The sequence below is a fragment of the Arthrobacter sp. SLBN-112 genome, from assembly GCF_030944625.1.
In the GTDB taxonomy this organism is placed as follows: Bacteria; Actinomycetota; Actinomycetes; order Actinomycetales; family Micrococcaceae; genus Arthrobacter.
In genome coordinates this window covers 3,255,403-3,273,859 of record NZ_JAUSXY010000001.1, presented here as the reverse complement: position 1 = coordinate 3,273,859, position 18,457 = coordinate 3,255,403, and the positions used below count along the sequence as shown (strand labels likewise).

Below are 18,457 nucleotides of genomic sequence, written 5' to 3'. Positions count from 1 at the left end.
TCACCGTCTGGAAGTGGTGGTGCCCCGCTCATGCGGGCCACCACCTGGTCGGTTTAGGAAGCGGGCCGGTAGTTCCGGATCCAGGGGACCGCGTTCCACGGTTGGGGGGTCACATTCGTTTTGACGCTGGAAGCGATGATGATATTGGAGCGGTACAAGGGCGCGAACCAGGCGTTGTCCACCAGCCAGGTGTTGACAGCCTGCATCGCTCTGTTCTGTTCGTCACCGGGCTTTGCAACCCGGGCTGCCTGCACGAGGGCGTTCAGCTCCGCATTGTTGACCTTGGCGGGGTTCCAGGGAGATGTCGGCAGGGCCACCTTCTGGATGTCCTGCCAGGCTGACTGGCTGCCCAGTGAGAAGAAGAACATCGGGAACTTTCCTGACAGCAAAGCGGAGATTGTTGAGTCCGCCGAAACCTTCTGCCACTTGACCTTGATGTTGATAGCGCTCAGTTGCTGCTCGAGAATGGGTGTTACATCCGGGAAGCCAGCCAAATCAGGCATCAGGACCTCGAAACCGTCCGCATAGCCGGCTTCCTGCATCAGCTTCTTGGCGGCGTCGACGTCGAAACGGTATTTGTTGTCCAGGTCGGAAACGTATGCCTGGCTCTTCTTGTTGAAGATTTGATCGGTCACTTCACCCTGGCCGAGTTGGAGGCTCTTAAGAAGGGCGCCACCATCAATGGCGAGGTTGATTGCGCGCCGGACGCGCACGTCGCCGAGTGCCGGAACAGTCTTGCCTTCCCGGTCGGCGATGAACAGGCCTCGCCAGTCAATCGGAGGGTTGATGATGTTGAGCCGGCTTGCCTCGGCCTCCTTGACGCTCTTCGCTTCAATCAGGCCTGAATCAACCTGACCGGATTTCAGGGCATTGAGCCGTGCCGTGGCGTCAGAAATGGGCTTAACGACGATTTTGTCGTATGGGAAGGCATCCTTGTTCCAGTAGTCGAGGTTTCGTGTGTAGGTGTACTGGCTGCCGAGCGTTGTCGCGCTCTTGTCCAGCTTGTAGGGACCACTGCCGACCGGTGTTGTGGCGATCTCGGGGGAGGTTTCTGCAGCAGGGCTGGCCATGGCGCCGCCGACAACGCCGAGGTAGAACACCAGGCCGGGGTCGGGCGCCGTGAGGTTGAGGTTTACTTCGGTGGGGCTGACGACGTCGACGCTGGAGATGGAGTCGGCCATGTATGCGTTCTGGCCCTTCCCGGCCTTCAGGTGCTCCAAGTTTGCCTTGACTGCTGCGCCGTCGAATGGCGTGCCGTCCGTGAACTTGACCCCGCTACGAAGTTTGAGATTAAGCACCGTGTTGTCTGAGTTATACGTCCAGGCAGTAGCCAGATTTGGCTTCAACTCTGCGTTCTCGTCGAAGACCAGCAAGGTGTCGTAGACCGGCATCCAGTAGTGGACCTTGTTGCCAATCTCCAGGGCTGCGGGATCGAACGAATTGTTGTCCGAGACGGCAGCGATTGTCAGCGTCCCTGAAGATCCTCCCGCACTGGCCGCGCCAGTCGATTGGCCACCGTTTCCGCAGGCTGAGAGCAGAAGGCCGAGGGCCGTTAGGGCTGCAAGGGCGGCCGTCGTTCGTTTGGGTGAATGCACTGCATTCTCCTTTGAATGTTCCGGCACAGATACACCGGTGGGCTATGGGAATAGTCCTATAGTGAGCGCCGGTGAATGTGATGTCAAGCACCATTTCCCGCGGGCGGACGGGCAATTGGTCAGTGGCGCCCATTGACAAGCTCAATTTCGAATCTACTATGGGAATATTCCTATAGGTTCCGCTTGCAGAGATCCCTCCGGCAACGCGGGACCGCATCGCTCCGCTGCGCCGTTTTCGACGGGCGCATTTATCTAAAGGAACCCATGTCGTATTCACTCCAGCTGTACACCCTCCGCGACGCCATCCAGGAGGATCTGCCTGGGACCATCAAGAAGGTTGCTGAGATCGGTTTCACGCAGGTTGAACCGTACAACTTCGTGGCCACGGCCAAGGAGCTCGGCGCCGCACTGAAGGAGAACGGGCTCACTGCGCCTTCCGGCCACGCACCGCTGCTTTCTGCCGATCAGGACGAGATTTTCGCAGCTGCCAAGGAACTGGGCATCGCCACCGTCATTGACCCATTCCTCCCGGCCGAGCACTGGCAGGACGCCGAAACCATCCGAGCGACCGCGGAGAAGCTCAACGCCGCTGCTAAGAAGGGTGCCGAGTATGGCATCCGAGTGGGCTACCACAACCATGCGTGGGAGCTGGAGTCCACTATCGAGGGCAAGACCGCATTGGAGTATTTCGAGGGGTTGCTGGCCCCGGAGGTGGTCCTGGAGGTGGACACCTATTGGGTTGCTGTTGGTGGCCAGGATCCCGCGGAGCTCGTGGCGCGCCTGGGTGGCCGGGTTAAGCTCATCCACATAAAGGACGGACCAATAAATCGCGAAAAGGCTGCCCAGCTCCCCGCAGGCCAGGGCAGCATCCCGGTCCTGGATGTCATGGCTGCTGCCAAGTCCCTGGAAGTTGGCGTGGTGGAGTTCGATGACTACTCCGGTGACATCTTCGAGGGCATCGCCGAAAGCCTCGCTTTCCTCAATGCACAGTCGGCAGGAGCGAAGGCATGAGCTTCTCTCCATCAAACCGCAAAGGCCCTGTGGGCGTCGCCGTCATCGGCGCGGGTAACATCAGCAAGCAGTACCTGAACAACCTCACGGTCTTCCCCGACCTTAAAGTCCTGGTGATCGCGGACATCTTCGTCGAGGCCGCCGCGGCACGGGCCAAGGAATACGGGATTCCGGAATTCGGTGCGCCTGAGGTGGCGCTGAACCATCCCGACGTCGAAATCATCGTTAACCTGACCATTCCCGCGGCGCACGTAGAGGTGGCCACCGCCGCCGTTAACGCAGGCAAGCACGTCTGGACCGAGAAGCCCTTCTCCCTGGAGCGCGAGTCCGGGCTTGGCCTGCTCAAGGCGGCATACGCGGCTGGTATCCGTTTGGGCACCGCCCCGGACACGTTCCTTGGTGCGGGCCTGCAGACCGCGCGGCGCATTATTGAGCGCGGTGACATCGGCACGCCGTTGACCGGTTTGACCACGTTCCAGACCCCGGGCCCGGAGTCCTGGCACCCGAACCCGGCCTTCCTGTTTCAGTACGGCGCCGGTCCCCTGTTCGACATGGGTCCGTACTACCTCACCGCCCTGGTTCAGACCTTCGGCTCGGTCCGGAAGGTGGCCGCCGTCGGCTCTTGCGCGAAAGCGGCTCGCGTCATTGGTTCTGGCCCCAAGGCCGGGGAGGAGTTCGCCGTCGAGGTGCCCACGCACGTCAGTGCGATGCTCCAGTTCGAGGGCGGCCAGTCCTCGCACAGCGTGTTCAGCTTCGAGTCCCCGCGCCGACGGACTGGGTTCGTGGAAATCACCGGCTCGGAGGCTACGCTTTCGCTGCCGGACCCGAACTATTTCGACGGCGGGCTGAATCTGTGGCGTCCGGGCGTGGGAGAACCGGAGTTCATCCCGGCGACCGGACCCGCCAACGGCCGCGGCCTGGGCGTGCTGGACATGGCCCGCGCCTTGCGTGCCGGCCTCCCGCACCGCGCCACGGGCGACCTCGCTTACCACGTGCTGGACAGCATGGTCTCGATCGCCGAGTCCATTGAATCGGGCTCGTTCGTGGATGTCACCAGCAACGCACCCGTCTCGGCTGCCGTCCCTGAGGACTGGGCGCCGGAAACCGCAACTCTCTAGAAACAGCGAGGAACAAGAACATGACCATCCCCGGTCACGCACCCGACCACACCCCTGCCCGGGGCCAGGGCCCGCTGGGTGTGGCCGCGATCGGTTACGCCTTCATGGGCAAGGCGCACTCGAATGCATGGCGGAACGTGGCCAGCTTCTTCGACGTCCAGGCCTTCGAGCAGAAGGTCCTGGTGGGCCGGGACGCCGGCGCCGTGGCAGAGGCTGCCGCCAGATATGGCTGGGCCGAGTCGGTTACGGATTGGCGCACCGTGATCACCCGGGATGACATCGACATCGTGGACATCTGCGCGCCGGGCTGGATGCATGCCGAGATCGCCATCGCAGCGCTGGAGGCAGGCAAGCACGTGCTGGTGGAGAAGCCGCTGGCCAACACCCTGGCCGAGGCCGAACTCATGACCGCCGCGGCCGCCAAGGCCCGCGCCTGGGGGGTGCAGTCCATGATCGGATTCAACTACCGCCGTGTCCCGGCGCTGGCCCTGGCCAGGGAACTGATCGCCGAGGGACGCCTGGGCACCGTCCGGCACGTCCGGGCAGCCTATCTGCAGGACTGGCTCGCCGACGCCCAGGCCCCCATGAGCTGGCGGCTGCGCAAGGAAACCGCCGGCTCCGGCGCCCTCGGGGACATCGCCTCCCACGCCATTGACCAGATCCAGTACCTCACCGGGGAAACTATCCTTGAGGCCTCCGGGGTGTTGAAGACGTTCGTCACCCAGCGGCCGGGCCCGGACGGGCTGGAGGACGTCACCGTGGACGACGCCGCGTGGGCAACCTTCTGGCTTACTGGAGACATCGGCGCCTCCGTCGAAGCATCCCGCGTGGCGACCGGTCAGAAGAACAGCCTTCAGATAGAGATGTACGGCACCGACGGCGCGTTGACCTTCAACCTGGAGTCGCTGAATGAACTCAGGTTCCTGGACGCTACCCTGCCCGTTCGCGAGCAGGGCTTCCGCCGGATCCTGGTCAACGAACCCGAGCACCCCTACCTGGACGCGTGGTGGCCCCAGGGCCATGTGATCGGCTGGGAACACACCTTCACCCACCAGATCCGCGACTTCCTGACGGCCATCCGGAACGGAACCCAGCCTTCGCCGTCGTTCGAAGAAGGACTGAACGTCCAGCGCGTCCTGGACGCCGTAGAAGAATCCGCAGCCAACAAAAGCACCCTCACCGTCGTGCGCCACTAGCGCCCTTATCTTCCAAGGAGCCCTGCATGCCCCGCCCCTTCACCCTGTTCACCGGCCAGTGGGCCGACCTGCCCTTCGAGGAAGTCGCGCGCCTGGCCTCCGGCTGGGGCTACGACGGCCTGGAAATCGCCGTCTCCGGGGACCACCTGGACGCCTGGCGCTGGGACGAACCCGGCTACGTCGACGCCAAACTCGAAATCCTGGAGAAGTACAACCTCAAGGTCTGGGCCATCTCCAACCACCTCAAGGGCCAGGCCGTCTGCGATGACCCGATCGACTTCCGCCACGAAGCCATCGTGGGCACGAAGGTCTGGGGCGACGGCGACCCCGAGGGCGTCCGGACCCGCGCCGCCGAGGAAATGAAGCACACCGCCCGGCTCGCCAAAGCCCTCGGCGTGGACACCGTCGTCGGGTTCACCGGTTCCTCCATCTGGCAATACGTCGCCATGTTCCCGCCCGTCCCGGAAAAAGTCATCGACGCCGGCTACCAGGACTTCGCCGACCGCTGGAACCCCATCCTGGACGTCTTCGACGAACAAGGGGTCCGGTTCGCCCACGAAGTCCACCCCTCCGAGATCGCCTACGACTACTGGACCACCGTCCGCACCCTCGAAGCCATCGGCCACCGCGAAGCGTTCGGCCTGAACTGGGACCCCTCGCACATGATGTGGCAAGGCATCGACCCCGTCTCCTTCATCTGGGACTTCAAAGACCGGATCTACCACGTGGACTGCAAGGACACCAAGCTCCGCCCCACCGGCCGGAACACCGTCCTGGGCTCCCACCTGCCCTGGGGCGACCCCCGCCGCGGCTGGGACTTCGTCTCCGCCGGACGCGGCGACGTCCCCTGGGAAGCCTCCTTCCGCGCCCTGTCCGCGATCGGCTACAACGGCCCCATCAGCATCGAATGGGAAGACGCCGGCATGGACCGCCTCCACGGCGCCCCCGAAGCCCTCGCCAACCTCAAAAAAAACGACTTCCCCGCCTCCCAAACCAGCTTCGACGCCGCCTTCAGCAGCAACGACTGACGCATCATATGAGTAACAACCGCTGTTCTTATCTGAATGCTAACCATCACCCCCTTCGAGGACGGATAGAGATGTCTGTACCCGTGCTTGACGCCGTCATCAGCGAGGTGCCCACACGGATCTCGCTGATGCCCCCGTGCATGGCTGTGATATGGCCCGACAAGGCCTTCCGGGTCGCGCCCTTCCCCGGCGGTGGCGCGGTCATCGGCTCGCAACAACTCGTGATGTTAGGGAAACAGGATGAACACCAACAAGCAGGAACATGATCCGCTCAGCGAGCAGTCGCTCATGGCCGATGTGCACACCATCACCGGGTTCGGGTGGAGGAGGAACGGATCGCCCGCCGCGCTACGCACAGCTTCGTTCTTCAGGGAGCAGTTTGAACGCAAGGGCCTTGCCACGACGGTCGAGAGTTGGCCCTTCAATCTCTACTACCCACAGGAATGGTCGCTGACCGGTCACCCCGCGTTGGGGACCGGTGACGACGTGCCGTGGCAGGCAAACTCCATCCCCATCTGGTACTCCGCACCGGGAGCCGTCAGAGGCAAAGCCGTCTATATCGACGCGCGAACAGGAAGCCCGGACCTGGCCAACATCGACATCACCGGCAAGGTCCTCCTCGTCGACGTCAGCTACATCGGTAACTTCTCCTCCACCGACGGCAGTCCGGTGCGCGACCATGGCCTGTACGCCGCCGCCGTCAAGAGGGGAGCAGCGGGGTACGTCCGGCGTGCCGGAGCGCCCGGCAACGCCGTAATGCTCATGCACTTCGCACAGAACTTCCCCACGCACAAAGGGGCCGCGCAGCTCGGAGCCATTCCCGCCTTCACTGTCGGGCAAACGGATTTCGACCGCCTCGCGGAGACGGCGAAAGCCGGGCTCGAGATCGAGCTCAGCAACGTCCTCACCGACGTGCCCAAGGGAGAAGAGCTCGTCGTCACCGGTGGTTCGCTCGGCCCCGGCGAGCACCGGCTGCGCGCCATCGTGGATGACGTCGTCGGCGTACTGCCCGGCCTGACAGACGAAATCATCATCGTGGCCGCACACTACGACAGCACATTCGACGGTGCCGTCGACAACGCGACAGGCAATGCGGTCCTCCTCGGACTCATGCGCCACTACGCGGCCCTGCCGGTCGGGAAGCGTGCCAAGACGATGGTCTTCCTCGCCAGCGGAGCCCACGACACCGGCGACTTCGACCTGTACCACTTCGTGGAAAAGCACGAGGAAGACCTCCTTCCACGAACGGTTGCGTTCAACTGGCTCGACCACATGGCCGCCGGCATCGATCAGGCAGCACCCGGCAACACCGTCGCCCACGGGGTGATCGCCGCAGAGAACGAGCTGCTGCGCTCCCACATCACGGAGCACATGGCGGCCTTCGGTGTCCCAGTTGAGCCCGTCCTGGGACCAGCGTCCACCATCAGCCACCTTCCGCCTTACGTGCCGAGTTACAATGTGACGCTGGCCCCGTCGTGGTACCACTCGCCCGAGGACACCGCCGAAAAGGTACCCCGCCAGGCGCTTGCCGCCATGGCGGCAGCCCAACGTTCCCTGCTCGACACGCTGATGAGCACGAAAGGTTCCGACCTCCGTGCGGCGAACCAGTCAGCCACGGCGATCGCCGCTGCCACGAGGAAGACCCGTGCTGCGGGTGGCACACCGGCGGGAGTGCCCAGCAAGGTCACAGACGGAGTGTTCTTCTCCGTCCCGCCCGAACTGCCGCACGGACGCCACCGCATCGCAAGAGACCTGATCGAAAACGCTCACAGGGAGCGTTTGATGATCGCGGCGACCGAACTTCTCGCATCCAAGGGATATCGGGATTTCGGAATTCGTGAGATATGCAAAGATGCGTCAGTATCGCAGACCGCGTTCTATGTCTGCTACGAGGACAAAGACGCCTGCATCTTCGCCGCATACCAGCGGTTCATCGACGTTCTAACCGACCAGCTGACCGCTTCCGCCGAGCCGCAGGACAGGGCGATCGACACCATCGCAGCCTTCGTGGAAAACTACGTCGACGCGCTGCAGAGGGATCTCGTCACCGCGCGAGCATTCCAGGTCGAGATGGAGACACTCGGTTATCCGGCCAGAAGCATTCGCCGACGAGCCCTCGCTGGCCTCGCCCACACGCTGGCTTATCAGCTCGCACACAACGGAATCGACGTCTCCAAAGCGGCGACCCTCAGCGCCGTTTACGCCATGCGCCAGACAGTCTCGGATGCGCTGGACGAGCAAACGCATCCGGACCTCCTCGCATTGGTTCCCGAAACGACCGGCTGGGTGACACGCATGATCCACCCGGATGCGTCGTCCATCGTCGGCACAGGATGCTGAGGCTGTGACCATTCTTTGGCCACCCGGCCGAACGCTACCACCTTCACAGCTGCCGAACCGCCGCAGGCACGGCGTCGGACCTGCCCTGGTCCGGGCGAGAGTTTCGCAGCGCACCGAAGCACTGGGAGCCGGCTGGTCATGTCATCACACAGGGTCAGAACAACCCAACTGCGAGAAATTGGTGCTGGCAAACACATCGAGTCGGCCGCGATGGAGTTGAAGGCCCCCGAAGTCCTCGACGATGGGCCCACCTACGCTTAAATTCAAGCGTCGAGCCTATTTCATACCTTGAATACTCTACGACCCGCGTGTCTGCTAACCCGAGCCCGTAACGCCGGTGGGCGTTAGACGTTGCAGCCCCTGAGCCCATCTCCATGTGCTATCGGATTGGGTCCCAGGCCAGCAATCAGCCACGAACTAATGCCCCCATTCGGGAACACGACGACATGAAGGAGAAAAGAACCATGCACAAGTCCGAGGTACGGCCCCTGGTGGCGGAAACCCCTGGGGCCAATATTACCGATCTGCTGCTGGAGCGTGTTGCCCAGACGCCGAATGCTTCGCTGTTTTCCCGTTACATCGACGGAGATTGGGCGAACGTCAGGGCCTGCGACTTTCTGGAAGAAGTCAAGGCACTGGCCAAAGGTCTTATCTCCGCCGGTATCCAGCCAGGCGACAAGATCGGGCTCCTGTCGCGCACACGATACGAATGGACGCTCATTGACTTCGCCGTCTGGTGGTCCGGGGCCTGCATCGTCCCAATTTACGAAACTTCCTCGCCCTACCAGGTGCGATGGAACCTTCGTAACTCTCAGGCCTGTGCGCTCATAGTGGAAACGAGAAACCACAGGATTGCATTTGATTCCCTAAAGAATGAGATTCCCGGCGTCTCACAGGTCTGGCAAATCGAGGGCGGCGACCTCGAATCCCTCAAAAGGGCCGGTGAGCGGATCAGTGACGTAGCGCTCGAACGTCGACGCTCTCGCGCCAATGAGGCTGATATTGCAACGATCATCTACACCTCGGGGACCAGCGGCGATCCAAAGGGCTGCGTATTGACCCACGGGAACTTCGTAGAGCTCTGCCGCAACACTCTGGCCGCAATTCCGGAAGTCTTTGCGCCCGGGGGTTCCACTGCGCTTTTCATGCCCATGGCACACGTCTTCGCCCGATTCATTGCCGTGCTCGCTGTCCATGGCGGCGTCAAAGTAGCACACGAGCCGGACCTTTCCAGACTCCTTTTGACGCTCAACTCGTTTCAACCCAGTTTTCTCCTTGCCGTGCCCCGGATCTTTGAAAAGGTTTACAACTCCAGCGAGCAAAAGGCCGAAGCCGCGGGCAAGGGGGGCGTATTCCGTAAGGCTGCCGAAACAGCGATCGCCTACTCGAAGGCAATTGACGCAGGACGGATTCCGTTGCGGCTACGGATCGGGTTCGCTGTGTACGACAGGCTTGTCCTGCACAAGATCAGGGCGGCTCTCGGATCGAATCTTCGTTACGCAGTCTCCGGGTCTGCGCCGCTGGGCGAACGCCTTGGCCACTTCTACCGAGGTCTTGGACTCACGATTCTGGAAGGCTACGGCCTGACGGAGACAACCGCTCCCGTATCGGTAAACAGGCCCGGCAGCTTCTCCATAGGCTCGGTCGGAGCGGCCCTTCCGGGCGTGTCAGTCCGCATTGCCGAGGACGGCGAAATCCAGATCAGAGGTGTGAGTCAATTCCGGGAGTACTGGGACGACCCTGACGCAACTGCGGCCGCGTTCAGTGACGGATGGTTCCGCACTGGAGACATCGGCTGCCTCGACGCGGCGGGATACCTCACGATCACCGGAAGAAAAAAAGAGCTGATCGTCACGGCGGGTGGAAAGAACGTCGCCCCGGCTGTACTGGAAGACCCGATCAGAGCCAATCCCATCATAAGTCAGGTCGTCGTTGTAGGTGACCAGCGGCCCTTCATTTCAGCACTGGTCACCCTCGACCGCGACATGCTCACTCCCTGGCTCAAGTCCAAGGATCTGGATTCCACGATCAGCCTGGTCGAAGCAGCCAGGCATCCTGCGGTGACTGAGGAGGTGCAGCGTGCGATCGATGGGGGAAACTTACGCGTCTCCCGGGCTGAATCCATCCGCAAATTCCTCATTCTTCCCATGGACTTCACTGAAGCCGCCGGTCAGCTCACACCTAAGCTGTCCGTCAAGCGGGCCATGGTCCTCAGCCAATTCGAAACCGAAATCGATCAGATCTACACCAACAGGACGCCGCCGCAAGCCGTCTAACCGACCCTCCGAACCTAAGACATGCATCATGAGCCGGCTGCATTGCCGACTCCCCAACTTGACGGTCACCGAGTCCCCGCAACAAGTAGCCGGTCCGGCCACGCCTTGGACAGGTCTGGTGATCTCGGCATGGACCTGAGCGGCAGGTTCATGATGAAGGACCAAGTTCCTCGGACGGGAGGTGGGGGAACGCCACTCGGCCGCGGATTACGGACCGTTGGCGATGGGGTGGCCGACTTCATCATCGCTCCGGTCGAAGAAGGCTCGAAGCTCCTGCCCGGTGAAGGGGCGGCGGACAGCAGACGATTCCGTCGCCTGTCTTCAGATGAGTTCGCATCCCTCTTGAGCTAGTTCCGGGCGGCAGGGCCGCAACGGACTAATTAGTTCGGACTCGACCCCGAATTCATATCCGAGAGCCGGTTCGAAGGGCTCAAGGAAGGAGCCGCCCTCGGCGGCAAGTCACATCAGCGAGTAATCCGGCCGGTAAGTCAGAAGCGAAGCCGCGTCGGACATCATCTGGAAAGCTCACCCACAGGCGTACTCCTCGGACTTGACGGCCCGAATATCCCAATTCATCAGGCGGCGAAACCCTCCGCGATGTCCAGTACGGAGTTCAGAATGTCCAGGCCATTTTGGGTGACTTCCAGGCTCGTGTTGCACGGCGGAATGACGTGGATGCGGTTGAAGTTCGTGAAAGGTAACGGGCAGCCTGCGGGACTTGAAGGCCGCCACCAGCTGGTTCATTTCCGGGCTTGAACCGCCATAGGGGGCCAGGGGCTCGCGGGTCTGCCGGTCCGGGACGACGTCGAAGTGCTCGACGGCAATTCATGTCCCGGTGCGGCCGAAGCCGGTCATGACTTTGTCGGCTATGAAGACGATGCGTGCCGTATGCAGAGCTCGCGGACCTCTTGGCCGGCTCCAGGACCGCCTTGACGGCCAGCGTCCGATCCGGTTCGGTGGGCATCATTTTGGGCCTGCCGGCACGCCAGCTCCAGGACGCGGTGCTCCAGTACCTTGCCCGGGCCGATGCCGAGCAGGCGCTTCGTTCCGGGGCGCGTGGGCCGGGGCTGCGCCGGGCTGGACCATCGGCGTCGGTCGGCTCACGGATTCCCTCCTCGAGGCTGCCGCGGGCATCGACGAAACGGCCCAAATTGCCGAGACGGCGGCGACTCTGCGCGACGGCGGCAGGTCGTTCTACCGCGCCACGGATGTTCAGTTCCGGGGACTCGTGGGCCTGCTTCGCCACGACCCGCGTATGGAGCAGTTCGTTGAATCGGAGCTGGCGTCCGTCCTGACGGCGGAAGCTCGAGGCCAGGACGACCGGCTGGGACTGCTCGGGAAGTATCTCGAATCCGGGGACAACGCGGCGGCGATAGCCCGCAGTGGCTAGTTGAGCCGCCCTACCCTGTACGCGCAGCTGGTTAAACTGAAGGAGCTGCTGGCGGCGGATCTCGACGATGCCGAATCCAGGACATCCCTGCACGTCGTGCTCTTGCTGCACCGGCTGCGGGGGCTCTAGCAGCGGAGTCTCCGTTGCAGGCAAGTGAACACTTCTCATCGGGGTTTAAAGGCAGAACGTGTGTACGGGAGGGGCTTGCCTCCCCGATGCTGGCGGGGCGAACCCAGGGATAGCTAATTTTTGGGTACGGATGCTCCGCCTCGGGGAGGTGGTCAGTATGGCGGCGCCGCTCAGACCGCGTCAGGATGGGCAGGGAGTATTCGAGATCGCCGGCAGGGGAAGGGCTAGTTCTTGGGGGCGCCTGTTGCGCCTCGGATCCTCAGGCTTGCACCCACGAAGGCGAATCTGAGGGAGACAAGTCCGTTATGGGCCTGGCCGAAGTCGGACGGGTCATCCGGGACCGTCCATTCAGGGTGCGTCATCCATAGTTGGGCGAGCGCGTCCCCCACGGCGCTTCGGGACAGCACCCAACTCAGTCGTCGATCTGCGGCACGTCGACTCCGAAGACGCGCATAGTCTGCGCCAGCGTCCGATAATAACCAACGAGGACGACGAGTTCGTAAATCTGCTGCACGCCAATCAATCCTGCTATCCGATGGAACTCTTCATCAGAGACGTCACTACTGACCAGCAGGGCATCGACCATCTCAAACCCGGCCTGCTCCGATTCGTCAGCCGACTTAAAATTGCCGGCGCGGATCCCCAGCAGCTCCTCATCTGTCAGACCGACTGCCTTGCCCACCCGCTCATGGGCAAACCATTCAAACGCACTTCCCTCTACAGCTGCAACCCTGAGGATGCTGACCTCACGTACTCGACCGCTGAGCGTGGACTTGTAGCGTATCGCCGTGCCCAAGTCCTGCAATGCGTGGCCCAGGACTGGCGCATGCAGCATGACACCAAAAGGACCGTTGAGCGAGCCGTCTTGTGCCGCCAGAGGAAACAGCTGTTTGACGGCCCCGCGCGGACCATTGAGAATACTGTCGTAGAGTTCCCTCTGGGCAGCATCAAGCTGGTCCTTAGTCAGGCTGCGGTGCCGCTTAGACATAGTCTTCCTAGTCTTGGAGTTGGAAACACGGAACGGGTACCGGCCACACGGAACCCGCTCCGCTTGAGGGGCTTATATTTGCGCCGGCATGGACAAGGCCCCCTGTGAGAGTTTCTCTGGGCTCATGGTTCCTCCGAAGCAATTCTGAATTGAACGTGTTTCCTGGGGACGGGGCTTAGTCCAAGGTACGGCCGCCGTCGATGTACATTACGTGCCCGGTCACAAATGAGGCGTGGGGCGAGGCTAGAAAGAGGACCGGCCCGACCACCTCGTCTGGAGTTCCCAAGCGGCCAGCCGGAACGAGGCTGACAAGATTCTCCCGGACGCCGGGCTTGTCCAGGTAGGCCTCCGTCAGCGGGGTTTCAACATACCCCGGCGCCACAGCGTTGACAGTAATGCCCTGGCTCGCCCACTCGGCAGCCAGCACGCGCATGAGCTGGTTGATTCCACCCTTGGTTGCAGCATAAGGGGCGTGGTCTTTATGAGCCAGCAGACCCGAGACTGAGGAAAAGAATATGATTCGGCCGTTCTTCTGCCCAAGCATGTGCCTGCCTGCTGCTTGCGCCAGGCGGAACCCGGTAGACAGGTTGGTGTCCACGATGCGCCGCCAGTCCTCTTCTCCATAGTCCACTGCCGGCCGCCGGACATTTATGCCAATGCTGTGCACTACTACGTCCAGGCCGCCGAGGACTTTCAGCGCGTGTTCCACCACGGCCGTCCCGCTGCCTGCCGCGGGTAAGGTCCGCGGCAAGAGTATGCCCTCCGGCGGCCTGAAATGCGGGTTCCACGGCTAGCTTTGCCAGCCGTTCCTCGTCCCGGTCGACCACCAGTACGTCGGCTGCAGCTTCTGCAAACCCTGAGGCTACGGCGGACCCCAGTCCGCCAGCGCCAGCCACTAACACTTTCTTGCCAGCGAGGCCAAGCCACTCAGTACGACTCATTGCATCTCCATTCTCATTGTGCGATAATTAGTTTCGTTGTACGAAAAATGCTAGCCCGAAGATACGATCCTGTCTACAGTTACGTGCGGGAGTTGTATGGTTTCCTCCACGTCCGGCCCTGTCCCCGGCGGTGAGGGAGAAAGGAGATGGAGGCGAATCGATGCCGGAGGCAACGGCTAAATATCAAGTGGAAGCGCTGGCACGTGGGCTGCGTGTGTTGCGCATTCTCGCTGACACCGGCAGGCCACAGCGGTTGACCGACTTGGTCGAAATGGTTCAGATACCGACAGCAACGCTGTTCCGCGTTGTCTCGACCCTCGAACACGAAGGTTATCTGGAGAAAGACAAGGACGGGCGCTACTTCCCGGCTGTGGGAGTGCTCCAACTTGGTTTCGCAAGCCTGCGCGCGTCCGGACTCGTCGGCGTGGCGGAAGGACCGCTGAAGGACCTCTCACGCAGAGTCGGCGAAACAGTCAACCTTGGCATTCTGACCGGGGACCGGATCTTGTATCTGATCCGGATCCGGAACAATGACCTTGTCACAGCGCATTTGGAAGCAGGTTCTTCGCTGCCTGCAACCTCAACTTCCATCGGCAAAGTGTTGCTGTCTCAGCTCGAGCCCGATAGACGCCAGGAGCTTCTGAACGAAAGATCCTTCAGTGAGGGGGGTGGCCCCAATGCGGTCCGTTCCCTTGCGGAGTTCGAGGCCCAGATGGGTGGAATCCGCGAGCAAGGCTTCGCCATACAAGACGAGGAAGTGGCCGCAGGACTGCGATCCATCGCCGCACCCATCGTCGACGCCGATGGACGGGTAGTCGCGGGAGTCAATATTGCCGTTGCGAGCAGCCGCTTCACAAAGCAAGCGCTTCTCGATGAACTCAAAGACGAGCTACTCAGAACCTCCAGCGACATCAGCCGCCACCTTGGAGCCGATGTGCATGCTCGGAATCCACCTGCGAGAACCCTTGCCGGTCAAGTCCGCTTGCCAGGCACCTGAGCGCCCAGCGCTGCCGCTCTCTTCCCAGGGCAGCTGACCACCCCGCTAACCCGATACGAACCGCTTATTCAGCGAACAATTGCAAGCGCCTCGACGTGGTCTGGTGACGGGAGGTTCATTGCGCGTCGGCGCCGTCATCGCCGAGCGCTGCAGGCAAGATGGCCGCCAACGCGATCGGTCCCGGGCAATTTCGACAGAGCTATTCAGCAAAGCCAACCCGGCTGTGAACCTCGAACCAAGGCCATCATCGAGGGCACCCTCGTAAGGCGTATGGGCAGCCCAGAGGACGTGGTGCAAGCCGCCGCCTACTTTCTCGACGGACGCTCGGGCTTCGTAACCGGGCAAACAAGGCCGTCGCCGTCCGGATCGAAGCTTCGAGATACCGATCTCGACGCGCCGGTTGCGGGTTGGGGGCTTGGTGGCACTGATCCACCGCGCACCCATTCCCAGCGGGCGGTTGGAGTGATGTCCCTCCGCAGCCCGGAGAAATCGGGCGCGCCTGACCGAGCAGCCCGAAAACCTGTCGGTATGTCGGGCTGCGGCCAGTCTGTTGGCCGGTTCACTCTCGCATTTTCTGTCTGCTCCTGCCGCCGTGGCAGGGCGCAAGTCACCGAATGGAGTGTGATTACGAAGCAGCGGCCGAATCGATGGCATAGTCGATGGTCGTAGGCGAGTAGCGAAGGTCTCGGCGACGATGGCAACGGGCGCGAGTTGGTGATTTCGTCCCAAACAGCCCAACGTCCGGATCCACCAGCATCCTCGGGACGAAACCCGGAATGGCGCCGCTTACTGCAACCCTTGAGCTATGGAGACATGCATTAGATGCAGGAACCTCCAGAGCGGCACGCGATCCAGGTTCAAAAATTCAGGTTCCGGCGACGTAACGCAGTCATCCCAGTGGTGTTTCGATCGTGAGCTTTTCCATGATCCCTTAGTTCCCTTCACCTTCGCGTTGTTGTGTTTTCTGCGGTTGTTGGTTCAGTGCGTCGTTCTCGTAAGGGACCACCCGCTGGGTTGAGGGGCCGGAGTGCAACTTGGGGGACCGGCGCCGGGGCGAAAACTTCATCCGAGAACTGCATCGACGATGTGGGAACAGAAGTTTTCTGTTCGGGGTCGGCGCGGTAGCGCCCGGGTTGCGCGGAGGACCCGCCCAGCGATCATGGGGCATATCAGAATGACAAGCAGCGATAGAACTTCCACTTGTCTATCGAAGCGAAGGAACGAAGCGGCATGACTTCGGGCATCAGCAATGATCCGGTTCGCAGGGCGCCTCTTTCGTTCTTCCAGCCCATGCTATGGCGCCGCCGGCCACAGAGTTCGAACATGCTTCGGGACGAGGGTTGTTTGACCTCTAATCGGCTCGGGGCGGTGCCCGCGGTGATCGGCGCCCGTTAACTTGAGCAAGCGGATGCATGGGTGGATACCCTCGTAGATGTCCCGCCTGCCCATTACCGCGGCAGGTATTCCTGCTCCGGCAGAGGCAGAATTTGATGATATGGTTCGCGCGACGGCTTCCCTTACGGCGGTGGCCGTTCACGGCCTCAGCGCCTTGACGTCAGGAGCCACTGCGGCGGAAGATGCGGTCGCTGTCGATGCTTTTAGCGTTGGATCTGCTTCGACTGGTCTCGGATCGGATCGGCTCGGATCACGTTTTCGCGGATTCCCAGTGTCTGCAGGGACTCGAGTGCAGCTCGATGCTTCCGCTGCGTTTAGGGAGAAGTGATCCGAGGCCGCCCCAACAGTGGTGTTGGCGCCATAGGGGCGGGCGACCTGCCGAAGCGGGACTTCCAAGGGGTAGGGCGTGCGCTATCCGACGAAGGGGTCACGATGAGCCACAAATATCGCACTGTTCGGGTTCGCGGTACCGAGCTGGTTGGAACAATTGCCAGGAAGCACGGGAGTGCGGCTGAAATCTACGAAACGTCCAAAGACTTGAGTACATCAGTAGTTCCGGTGTTCTTCGAGGCAACGGGCGAGATCCGTTTCTTCGACAGGTCAGTGTTGGACGACGTTGTGGCACCAGCCACTTAATCCCTTAGGCATACCGGGGCGGCCACGCCGGCTTCGCGTGTGTGACCCATACCGGGGGCAAATGGGGTGTGGACAATGTCCACACTTTCAGCCTCAGAGTGGCTGGTACAGCCGTCGGACTGCTTCGTATTCCGCATGTTTCCGCGGGCTCCCAGTGTTTTCAAGGCCGGGAAGACAGTTCGAGTCCCACCTCGGGTACGACGTATTCCCTCGTCAGGGGCGATTTTGCTTTGACGTGTGACAAAGCTTGCGTTCGCGTCATTTGACGAGCGGGGTGGCGGGCTTTAGCCTGGCTGCCGAGGGGGCCTGTTCAGGTGTGTGGGTGGCGGGTTCAAGTCCCTGGCTGGTGGGCCTTCCGCCTGCTGTCATGGGGACTGAGTGCTTCCTCGTTTCGGTCCTGTCTGGTTGGGCGTGGTTGTCCAACACCTATTCAGGGTCCTGGGGAGCAGGGACAACATGACCTAGCCGATTTTTATGCGGACCCTTCTTGCTTGCTGCCTCCCTGCCTGCATCAGAGCTGGCGGGTGGCCTGTTTGTCCTGCCAACGAGGGTGTGGACAATATCCACACTTATGTCTGCTTTATTGGAGGGGTGCCCGCGGTGGTAGGCCCCCGAGACGCTGGGAGGAATGGCTTTCGGGCCGGAGGGATCGTTCATCCACGGCTAGTACCATCTTGGTACCATTAGGTATGGCAATGAATCTGCGTGTACCCGAAGAACTCGATCGCCGGCTGGAGCAGCTCGCTGCCGAGGAACACACGTCCAAGTCTGCCCTCCTGCTCCAGGGAGCTGAGCTGATTTTGCAGCGCCACGCACGTCGCCGTGAAATCAGCGCGGGATTGGATTTCGTCATAAGTCATGACGCAGAATTGCTGACGCGCCTCGAGGACGCGTGACCGCGTATCTGGATATTGAGGACGCGCTTCAGGTTGTTGACCGGTACGGCTTCCACATTCGGGACGTCGGCCTGCTGGCATCGGCGTTGGCACGGCCCGCGACAACGGTCATGGGCTCCGAGGCGTACCCGGGGTTGGCGTTGAAGGGTGCCGCGTTGCTGGAGTCGGTGGCGCGCTTTCATCCCCTGGTTGATGGCAACAAGCGTACGGCGTGGACGCTCGTGGTTTTGTTGTTGTGGATTAACGGATACAGGCATGATTTCGCTACAAATGAGGGATTCGACCTCGTTGTCGGGGTTGCAGCTGGTTCCGTTGATCTCAGGACCGCGGCTGAGTCGATCTCACGGCACCTGCTGCCGCGATAACACTCGCTGCAGCAGGACCATGGGAAAAAAAGGACGGGCGGGAACCTTCCTGGTATGGCAATGGGAAAACTTGAAGGCAGATCGCTCGCCCGGGCAACGTGCCGGCGGAGCGGTATTTATGTCCCGCCGCCATTGCCGTGTCGCAGGGCGTCAGGT

14 protein-coding genes and 1 pseudogene are annotated in these 18,457 nt (G+C 61.7%); 11 read left to right on the top strand and 4 right to left on the bottom strand.

What is annotated here, in order from left to right; all coding sequences use genetic code 11:
• Positions 1 to 53 precede the first annotated feature (53 nt).
• A complete protein-coding gene (locus QF050_RS15300; RefSeq protein ID WP_308931187.1) occupies positions 54 to 1,373 on the bottom strand; it encodes an ABC transporter substrate-binding protein in 1,320 nt (439 codons plus the stop codon).
• A 486-nt stretch (positions 1,374 to 1,859) separates the two neighbouring features.
• Here QF050_RS15300 and QF050_RS15295 point away from each other — a divergent pair, with 486 nt between their 5' ends.
• From QF050_RS15295 to QF050_RS15260, 8 genes are all read left to right on the top strand, one after another.
• Positions 1,860 to 2,606, top strand: a complete 747-nt coding sequence (locus tag QF050_RS15295; protein ID WP_308931186.1) for a sugar phosphate isomerase/epimerase — start codon at positions 1,860 to 1,862, stop codon at positions 2,604 to 2,606.
• A complete protein-coding gene (locus QF050_RS15290; protein WP_308931185.1) occupies positions 2,603 to 3,724 on the top strand; it encodes a Gfo/Idh/MocA family oxidoreductase in 1,122 nt (373 codons plus the stop codon). Before QF050_RS15295 ends, QF050_RS15290 begins: the two co-directional genes overlap by 4 nt.
• Positions 3,725 to 3,744: 20 nt before the next feature.
• Complete coding sequence (locus QF050_RS15285; protein WP_308931184.1) at positions 3,745 to 4,920, top strand: Gfo/Idh/MocA family oxidoreductase; 1,176 nt, start codon at positions 3,745 to 3,747, stop codon at positions 4,918 to 4,920.
• A 26-nt stretch (positions 4,921 to 4,946) separates the two neighbouring features.
• On the top strand, positions 4,947 to 5,948 hold the full coding sequence (locus QF050_RS15280; RefSeq protein ID WP_308931183.1) for a sugar phosphate isomerase/epimerase: 1,002 nt from the start codon (positions 4,947 to 4,949) through the stop codon (positions 5,946 to 5,948).
• 240 nt (positions 5,949 to 6,188) lie between these two features.
• Positions 6,189 to 8,288: a M28 family peptidase gene (locus QF050_RS15275; RefSeq protein WP_308931182.1), complete on the top strand. Its 2,100-nt coding sequence runs from the start codon at positions 6,189 to 6,191 to the stop codon at positions 8,286 to 8,288.
• Between the two features lie 464 nt (positions 8,289 to 8,752).
• The gene (locus tag QF050_RS15270) at positions 8,753 to 10,564 is read left to right on the top strand and encodes a long-chain fatty acid--CoA ligase (RefSeq protein ID WP_308931181.1); all 1,812 of its coding nucleotides are present in this window, start codon (positions 8,753 to 8,755) and stop codon (positions 10,562 to 10,564) included.
• Between the two features lie 1,255 nt (positions 10,565 to 11,819).
• Positions 11,820 to 11,954 (top strand): hypothetical protein, encoded by a 135-nt coding sequence (locus tag QF050_RS15265; protein ID WP_308931180.1) that lies wholly within the window; start codon positions 11,820 to 11,822, stop codon positions 11,952 to 11,954.
• The gene (locus QF050_RS15260; protein ID WP_308931179.1) at positions 11,955 to 12,083 is read left to right on the top strand and encodes a helix-turn-helix domain-containing protein; all 129 of its coding nucleotides are present in this window, start codon (positions 11,955 to 11,957) and stop codon (positions 12,081 to 12,083) included.
• A 412-nt stretch (positions 12,084 to 12,495) separates the two neighbouring features.
• On the opposite strand, the gene QF050_RS15255 is transcribed toward QF050_RS15260, so the two are convergent.
• The 3 genes and pseudogenes from QF050_RS15255 to QF050_RS20360 all read right to left on the bottom strand — a co-directional run.
• Positions 12,496 to 13,071: a carboxymuconolactone decarboxylase family protein gene (locus QF050_RS15255; RefSeq protein WP_308931178.1), complete on the bottom strand. Its 576-nt coding sequence runs from the start codon at positions 13,069 to 13,071 to the stop codon at positions 12,496 to 12,498.
• A 175-nt stretch (positions 13,072 to 13,246) separates the two neighbouring features.
• Positions 13,247 to 13,822 carry an SDR family oxidoreductase gene (locus QF050_RS15250; protein ID WP_308931177.1) on the bottom strand — a complete coding sequence of 192 codons (576 nt, stop codon included), beginning with the start codon at positions 13,820 to 13,822 and terminating at the stop codon, positions 13,247 to 13,249.
• An 88-nt stretch (positions 13,823 to 13,910) separates the two neighbouring features.
• Positions 13,911 to 14,012: pseudogene (locus QF050_RS20360) on the bottom strand (hypothetical protein); the annotation flags it as partial.
• Between the two features lie 160 nt (positions 14,013 to 14,172).
• Here QF050_RS20360 and QF050_RS15245 point away from each other — a divergent pair.
• The 3 genes from QF050_RS15245 to QF050_RS15235 all read left to right on the top strand — a co-directional run bounded on the left by QF050_RS15245 (position 14,173) and on the right by QF050_RS15235 (position 18,301).
• Positions 14,173 to 15,009, top strand: a complete 837-nt coding sequence (locus QF050_RS15245) for an IclR family transcriptional regulator (protein WP_308931176.1) — start codon at positions 14,173 to 14,175, stop codon at positions 15,007 to 15,009.
• 2,726 nt (positions 15,010 to 17,735) lie between these two features.
• Positions 17,736 to 17,936, top strand: coding sequence for a ribbon-helix-helix protein, CopG family (locus QF050_RS15240; RefSeq protein WP_308931175.1), 201 nt, complete (start codon positions 17,736 to 17,738; stop codon positions 17,934 to 17,936).
• A complete protein-coding gene (locus tag QF050_RS15235; RefSeq protein ID WP_308931174.1) occupies positions 17,933 to 18,301 on the top strand; it encodes a Fic family protein in 369 nt (122 codons plus the stop codon). The genes QF050_RS15240 and QF050_RS15235 overlap by 4 nt, the downstream gene beginning before the upstream one ends.
• The last annotated feature ends 156 nt before the right edge of the window (positions 18,302 to 18,457 follow it).

Coding starts and splice junctions, on each gene's coding strand:
- QF050_RS15265 (WP_308931180.1), top strand. CDS start 11,820: ATGGAGCAGTTCGTTGAATCGGAGCTGGCGTCCGTCCTGACGGCGGAA.
- QF050_RS15240 (WP_308931175.1), top strand. CDS start 17,736: ATGAATCTGCGTGTACCCGAAGAACTCGATCGCCGGCTGGAGCAGCTC.
- QF050_RS15275 (WP_308931182.1), top strand. CDS start 6,189: ATGAACACCAACAAGCAGGAACATGATCCGCTCAGCGAGCAGTCGCTC.
- QF050_RS15270 (WP_308931181.1), top strand. CDS start 8,753: ATGCACAAGTCCGAGGTACGGCCCCTGGTGGCGGAAACCCCTGGGGCC.
- QF050_RS15245 (WP_308931176.1), top strand. CDS start 14,173: ATGCCGGAGGCAACGGCTAAATATCAAGTGGAAGCGCTGGCACGTGGG.
- QF050_RS15290 (WP_308931185.1), top strand. CDS start 2,603: ATGAGCTTCTCTCCATCAAACCGCAAAGGCCCTGTGGGCGTCGCCGTC.
- QF050_RS15255 (WP_308931178.1), bottom strand. CDS start 13,071: ATGTCTAAGCGGCACCGCAGCCTGACTAAGGACCAGCTTGATGCTGCC.
- QF050_RS15295 (WP_308931186.1), top strand. CDS start 1,860: ATGTCGTATTCACTCCAGCTGTACACCCTCCGCGACGCCATCCAGGAG.
- QF050_RS15280 (WP_308931183.1), top strand. CDS start 4,947: ATGCCCCGCCCCTTCACCCTGTTCACCGGCCAGTGGGCCGACCTGCCC.
- QF050_RS15285 (WP_308931184.1), top strand. CDS start 3,745: ATGACCATCCCCGGTCACGCACCCGACCACACCCCTGCCCGGGGCCAG.